We start from the raw sequence: 6,037 nt of genomic DNA, 5'->3' as shown, positions 1-6,037 counted from the left end.
GGACCGGCGCGCAGCCGCCGCGCCGCGTCGCGACGGCGCGACGTCACGACCGCGCGACGTCACGACCGCGGTGCGCCGCCGGGCGGAAACGGATCGTCGCCACCGCCGGACGACGGATGAGCGGCGAGCATCGTGCGCGTGAATTCGGCTAGCCGTGCGCGGATCGCGTCGGTGGACGTCGATGCGTCGAGCGATTGCTGCAGGTCGAGCAGGCTCGCGGCGAGCTCGCCTTGCCATTGCGCGCGCTCGCTCGCCGCACGCGCGCGATTCGCGGCGAGCGCGGCGCCGACGTCGGCCGACCGGTCGCCCTGCACGAGCGTCTCCAGCGTTTCGACGAGCCGCTGCAGCACGCGGTGCACGGCCGTCGCGGAGAAGCCGCCGAGCATCGCGAGCGCCGGCCGCCCGAAGCTGTGCATGCTGCCCTGTGCGAACAGGTGGGCCGGCAGCATTTCAACGAGGATCAGGCCGGCGATCACGCCGAGAATCAGGCGCGCGCCGTACGACGCGTCGTATTTCGGATCGTATGTCGACGCCGCGACGTAGTGATGCGCCTGGAACAGCGTCGCGAACGACGCGCCGAGCCCCGCGCAGCACAGCAGGAACGTCGTGTTCCACAGCAGCTGCGTGCCGTTCGATTGCAGGAAGCCGCGATCGATGTTCTCGCCCGACACCTGCGGCGACAGGCTCGTCAGCACGACCGCGACCAGGAAGCCGAGCGCCGAGCCCGTCAGCAGCCGGATCAGCGGCACGGGGCCGAGCCATGCGAGCGGATGCGCGTGGCGCCGGTGCATGTCGAGCAGCGTGACCGCTTGCGGCGTCGCGGGCGCGACGAGCGTCGCGAGCTTGCGATGGATCGCCGCGAGCGCGTGCTGCTGCGCGGGCGTCGGCGGCGTGCCGGCCGTCGAACCGGCAGCCGCGATCAGCGCGGCGAGCCGCGCGACGAGCTCGGGCTCGATCGGCAGCCCGTGATGGAGCGCATAGCGCGCCATCGCCTCGCACTCGTCGCACAGCTGCGCGGCGAGATCGCCCGGCACACGCGGCGGCTCGGGCGTAGCCGTCCGCCGCGCGCGCCATCGGCCGAATCGCGGCATGCCCATCTCACTGCGCGCCGGTCGGATCCGGCACGTCCACGTCGAACTCGTGAATCGCGACGCGTTCGCGGTCCGTCGGCGACAGGCGGCTCATGCACCGCGCGTCCGGCACGACGTTCCACGTCGTCCGCGTGCGATCGACTGCGAACACGGCGACTTCCTTCCGTTCGCGGCCGTCGTTGTGCGCGATGTACTGCAGCGACTTCGGCACGTCGAACGCGACGTTGCTGAGGTTGACGCCGTACGACAGCACGAAGTCGATCACGAGCGCGTTGTCGTCGAGATGCGGCGGCTTGATGTCGTTGCCCGGATGCCGGCGCCATTCCAGGTAGTCGAGGCAGATGTCGATGCCGAACGGCGGCGCTTCGCCGAGCCGGTTGTCGAAGCTGTCCGACAGCCGCGGGCCGCGGTACGGCGACGACGGCGCATGCTCGGACGTCATGCTTTGCGGCGACACGTCGCCCGTTTTCAGCACGTCGACGAACGTACCGTCGGCGAGCTGGAACGTATGCGTGTGCGCGGTCGCGAGCATGCCGACCGAGTAGCCGTAGTCGATCCACGACGTCCGCCGCTTCGGCCAGATCGCGATGCGCCGCAGCGGATCGCTTTCGTTGCCTTGTGCGAGCGGCGGCAGGAAATTGGTCGTCACGAACGCGAAGTTCAGCGATTCGTACGGCCCGACGAGCGGCGCGTCGTCGGGCCGGTCGGCCGCGCGTTCGTGCTTCATCAGCATCGCGACGGTGCCGGGCAGGAACACGATCGGCCCGTACCGGTGCACCGGAAAGCGGTCGGCGACGGCGCCGATCGCCGCGCGTACCGGGTCGACCTGCAGATCGACCAGCGCGTGCATGTCGTCGACGTTGCGCAGCGCGTTCCACGGCACGTTCCAGTAGAACTCCGGCGCGGTCACGAACGTGACGCGCGGCGGATCGTCCTTTTTCGCATCCTGACGCACGGCTTCGAACGCCGCTGCGAGCGCGCCGCACAGATGGTTGTGCGCGATCTGCTGCACGCGGTGCACATACGCGTCGAGCGCTTCGTCGTGTGCGCGCTGCGGTTTGGTGCGGCAGTCGTAACGTACGGAGATGATCCGGACAGGCTGTTTCATGATTGCTTGCTCCTCGTCGATGCGGCGGCACGCCCGCTCATGCCGCGCGTCGACCGTTTCGGTTGAACGCGACGTCGTCGGTCGAAATGGCGGATGGGCGGACGGCCGGCGCGGGCGTGCACGCGGTGCGCCGCTGGCGGCGAATCCGCATGCGGCCGTCACGACGGCGCGCGATGCGAAGCGTTGCGCGACCGTGCGGCCACTGTGCGATGCGCGCGAAGTGCGAACAATGCGGAGGAAGTCATGGCCCGGCGTGTGACCGAACGCCCGGGACGGCGGGCCCGCGGTGCATGTGTGCGGCTTTGGGACATGTGCCGCGTCGTGGGCGTTACCGCGTGGAAGCCGGGCGAACGTGTATCGCCCGTGGGCGGCGGGCTGTGGAAGCGACGTGCAATGACGATGAACGTGTGCGAGACGGGACGCCGGGCGGGTGACGCAGCACGTCGAGGCTCGATGAGGGTATCGGGACGGCGGGGTCCGGCCGCGCGACGCGTCGACGGACGACGTGCATCGTGGAAAAGAGGGCGACGAAGGAAACCTGCGGCCGGCAGCGCGACGCGATCGAGTCAGCGCTTCATGCGCCGTCACGACCGGCTCGGCCGCGCCGACGAGCGGCTACCGCTGCAGATGATGTTCGACTCGCGTGTGCGCCGGCACGCGACGATCACGCGCGACGAAGCGCCGGGTACGACCTGAGCGCAAGCACGGCGGCCGCATGATCGACGCGGCTGCGCGTCGTCGCGAATGCCGGTTCAGTCGCGCGGACGCTGGAATCCGCGATCCGGAGTCCGCTGCGCCCGCGCCGCCGCCTGACGCGTCAGGCGAACGTCTCGAGCGCGAGCAATTCGCCGATCGTCTGCCGGCGGCGGATCAGCCGCGGCGTGCCGCGATCGACGAGCACTTCCGGCGCGAGCGGCCGGCTGTTGTAGTTCGACGACATCGACGCGCCGTACGCGCCCGCATCGTGCACGAACAGCAGGTCGCCGATCTGCGGCTGCGGCAGCTTGCGATGCGTGACCACGCCGCCGGCATCCTGCGTGAACACGTCGCCCGATTCGCACAGCGGCCCGGCGATCGCGAGGTCGACGAGCGGCCGCCCTTCGGGCAGCGCGCCGTCGTGCGCGTGCACGGATACCGCGTGATAGCTGCCGTACATCGACGGGCGCATCAGATCGTTGAAGCCCGCATCGATCAGCACGAAGTCGTGCTTCGGGCGGCGGTTGACGGCCTGCACTTCGGCGACGAGCGTGCCGGCTTCGGCGACGAGGAAGCGGCCCGGCTCGATCTCGATGCGCACCGCGTGGCCGAGATGCCGTTCGATCCGCTTGCGCGCCGCATCCCACTGGCTGAAGTAGTGGCCGACGTCGACGCGCGGCTCGCCGTCGCGATACGGGATCGACAACCCGCCGCCTGCCGAGATCGCGTCGATGTCGTGGCCGAGCGACGTGACGAGGCCGACCATCGCATCGCACACCTGCGACAGGTGGCCGTAGTCGACGCCCGAGCCGATGTGCATGTGGATGCCGACGAGCTTCAACCCGTACCGGCGCACGATCTCGATCGCGCGCGGCACGTCGTCGATCCAGATTCCGTGCTTGCTTTGCGGGCCGCCGGTGTTGGTCTTGTTGCTGTGGCCGTGCCCGAAGCCCGGGTTCACGCGCAGCCACACGCGGTGGCCGGGCGCGTGCTCGCCGACGCGCGCGAGCATGTCGAGCGACCCGGCGTTGACGGTCACGCGATGCTTGAGCACCGCTGCAAGCGTCGGGCGATCGATCAGGTCGGCCGTGAACACGACGCCTTCCGGTTCGCCGGCCGGGCTGAAGCCGGCCGCGAGGCTGCGCTCGATTTCGCCGAGCGATACGGCATCGACGCACGCGCCTTCGTCGCGCATCAGCTTCAGGATATGGACGTTCGAATTGGCCTTCTGCGCATAGCGGATCACGTCGAACTGGCGCAGTTGCGCGATGCGGTCGCGGATCACGTCGGCGTCGTACACCCACAGCGGGGTGCCGTATTGCTGCGCGAGCGCCGCGAGCTGGCGGGAATCGAGAGACATGGCGGTGAATCGGTCGAATGGACGGATAGTGCGCATGATGCGCGCGATTCGCTATACGGTAAAATGCGTTTTATTATCGATTCGATTCATTCCTGATATAGATGGCTACGCTCACGCATCGCCACATCGAGGTCTTTCGTGCGCTGATGGTCACCGGCAGCACGACGCGCGCGGCCGAGATGCTGTACACGTCGCAGCCGACCGTCAGCCGCGAGCTGGCGCGGATGGAGCAGGTGGTCGGCTTCGCGCTGTTCGAGCGCACGCACGGCCGGCTGCGCCCGACGATGGCCGCGCTGACGCTGTTCGACGACGTGCGGCTCGCGTATGTGGGGCTCGAGCGTGTCGCGGCGACGGCCGCGCGCCTGCGCGAATTCCGCGACGGCCAGCTGTCGGTGATCGCGCTGCCGGCGTTCTCGCACGCGATCCTGCCCGGCGCGTGCCGGCGTTTTCTCGATGCACACGCGGGCGTCAGCGTGTCGGTCGCGACGCAGGAATCGCCGGTGCTCGAAGAGTGGCTGACCGCGCAGCGCTACGACGTCGGGCTCACCGAGCACGACGTCGCGCCGGCCGGCACCACGCTCGCGCCGCTGCTCGAAGTCGACGAAGTGTGCGTGCTGCCCGACGGTCATCCGCTGCTCGCGAAGGACGCGATCGATCTCGCGGATCTCGCCGATCGTCCGTTCGTGAGCCTGTCGCTGAACGACCCGTACCGGATCATGATCGACGACGCGTTCGCGCAGCTCGGCGTCGCGCCGCGCTCGGTCGTCGATACGCCGTCGGCGGTGTCGGTGTGCGCGTTCGTGCGGCAGGGGCTCGGCGCCGCGATCGTCAATCCGCTGACCGCGCTCGATTTCGTCGGGCGCGACCTGCACGTGCGGCCGCTCACGCGCTCGTTTCCGTACCGCGTCAGCATCATCGTCCCCGAGCACCGGCCGAAGAATCTGCTCGTCGACGCGTTCGCCGATGCGCTGCGCGGCGAGGCCGGCGCGATCCGCCGCCGGCTTGCGGCGCTCGCGCGCGGCGCAGCCGCCGTATGATCGCGGTTTGCGATTCTTTTGTTGGGGAGAAGCCGCGATGGCAGACGCACAGCAGTTCCTCGAACAGCCGACGTTGACCGGCACGCACGTCGAACTGCGGCCGCTCGATGCGTCGGACCGGCAGGCGCTGCTCGATGCGGCTGCGGACGGCGAGTTATGGAACCTGAAAGTGACCGTCGTGCCGGGCCCCGATACGATCGACGCGTACCTCGACACGGCGTTGCGCGGCCGCGCGGCCGGCACCGTCATGCCGTTTGCGATCGTCGAGCGTGCATCGGGCCGCGTGATCGGCAGCACGCGCTTCTGGAAAATCGACCGCGGCAATCGGAAGCTCGAGATCGGCCATACGTGGCTCGGCGAATCGGCGCAGCGTACGCGCGCGAACACCGAAGCGAAATGGCTGCTGCTCGCGTATGCGTTCGACACGCTGCAGTGCGTGCGCGTGCAGTTCACGACGGACGAGTTGAACGACAGGTCGCGCGCGGCGATCTTGCGGCTGGGCGCGAAGCAGGAGGGGATCGTGCGTCACGAGCGGATCATGCCCGACGGCCGCAAGCGCAATTCGGTGCGCTTCAGCATCATCGACGACGAGTGGCCGGACGTGAATGCGCGGCTGAAGGCGAAGCTGGCGACGTGATGCGTGTCGCGTGATGCGATGTGTATTGGATGCGGCGCGACTCCGCATGCGTCGCGCCGCCGCAGCAGCGGGCGGCGCGACGGCTGAAAGCGTGCGCCGCGCTTGGTG

At 69.2% G+C, this 6,037-nt stretch carries 5 protein-coding genes; 2 read left to right on the top strand and 3 right to left on the bottom strand.

Translation table 11 applies throughout. From position 1 onward, the window contains the following. Positions 1 to 59: 59 nt before the first annotated feature. The 3 genes from BUB20358_RS24075 to lysA all read right to left on the bottom strand — a co-directional run bounded on the left by BUB20358_RS24075 (position 60) and on the right by lysA (position 4,255). Positions 60 to 1,097 carry a hypothetical protein gene (locus BUB20358_RS24075; protein ID WP_035974424.1) on the bottom strand — a complete coding sequence of 346 codons (1,038 nt, stop codon included), beginning with the start codon at positions 1,095 to 1,097 and terminating at the stop codon, positions 60 to 62. 1 nt (position 1,098) lies between these two features. Beyond that, the gene (locus BUB20358_RS24070; protein ID WP_035974423.1) at positions 1,099 to 2,199 is read right to left on the bottom strand and encodes a hypothetical protein; all 1,101 of its coding nucleotides are present in this window, start codon (positions 2,197 to 2,199) and stop codon (positions 1,099 to 1,101) included. 817 nt (positions 2,200 to 3,016) lie between these two features. Further along, the gene (lysA, locus tag BUB20358_RS24065; RefSeq protein ID WP_035974421.1) at positions 3,017 to 4,255 is read right to left on the bottom strand and encodes a diaminopimelate decarboxylase; all 1,239 of its coding nucleotides are present in this window, start codon (positions 4,253 to 4,255) and stop codon (positions 3,017 to 3,019) included. Positions 4,256 to 4,356: 101 nt separating this feature from the next. On the opposite strand from lysA, the gene BUB20358_RS24060 reads away from it, so the two are divergent. Both BUB20358_RS24060 and BUB20358_RS24055 read left to right on the top strand, forming a co-directional pair. Further along, a complete protein-coding gene (locus BUB20358_RS24060; RefSeq protein ID WP_006766251.1) occupies positions 4,357 to 5,292 on the top strand; it encodes a LysR family transcriptional regulator in 936 nt (311 codons plus the stop codon). A gap of 37 nt (positions 5,293 to 5,329) precedes the next feature. After that, on the top strand, positions 5,330 to 5,929 hold the full coding sequence (locus BUB20358_RS24055) for a GNAT family N-acetyltransferase (protein WP_035974419.1): 600 nt from the start codon (positions 5,330 to 5,332) through the stop codon (positions 5,927 to 5,929). The last annotated feature ends 108 nt before the right edge of the window (positions 5,930 to 6,037 follow it).

Origin of the sequence: Burkholderia dolosa, assembly GCF_902499135.1 — a bacterium.
Taxonomy (GTDB): Bacteria; Pseudomonadota; Gammaproteobacteria; order Burkholderiales; family Burkholderiaceae; genus Burkholderia; species Burkholderia dolosa.
Note: the sequence above shows the minus strand (reverse complement) of the source record. Positions and strands in the feature narration are given on the sequence as shown.

Bases quoted from the DNA above. Each gene is read 5' to 3' on its own strand.
- BUB20358_RS24075 (WP_035974424.1), bottom strand. From the start codon at position 1,097: ATGGGCATGCCGCGATTCGGCCGATGGCGCGCGCGGCGGACGGCTACG.
- BUB20358_RS24070 (WP_035974423.1), bottom strand. From the start codon at position 2,199: ATGAAACAGCCTGTCCGGATCATCTCCGTACGTTACGACTGCCGCACC.
- lysA (WP_035974421.1), bottom strand. From the start codon at position 4,255: ATGTCTCTCGATTCCCGCCAGCTCGCGGCGCTCGCGCAGCAATACGGC.
- BUB20358_RS24060 (WP_006766251.1), top strand. From the start codon at position 4,357: ATGGCTACGCTCACGCATCGCCACATCGAGGTCTTTCGTGCGCTGATG.
- BUB20358_RS24055 (WP_035974419.1), top strand. From the start codon at position 5,330: ATGGCAGACGCACAGCAGTTCCTCGAACAGCCGACGTTGACCGGCACG.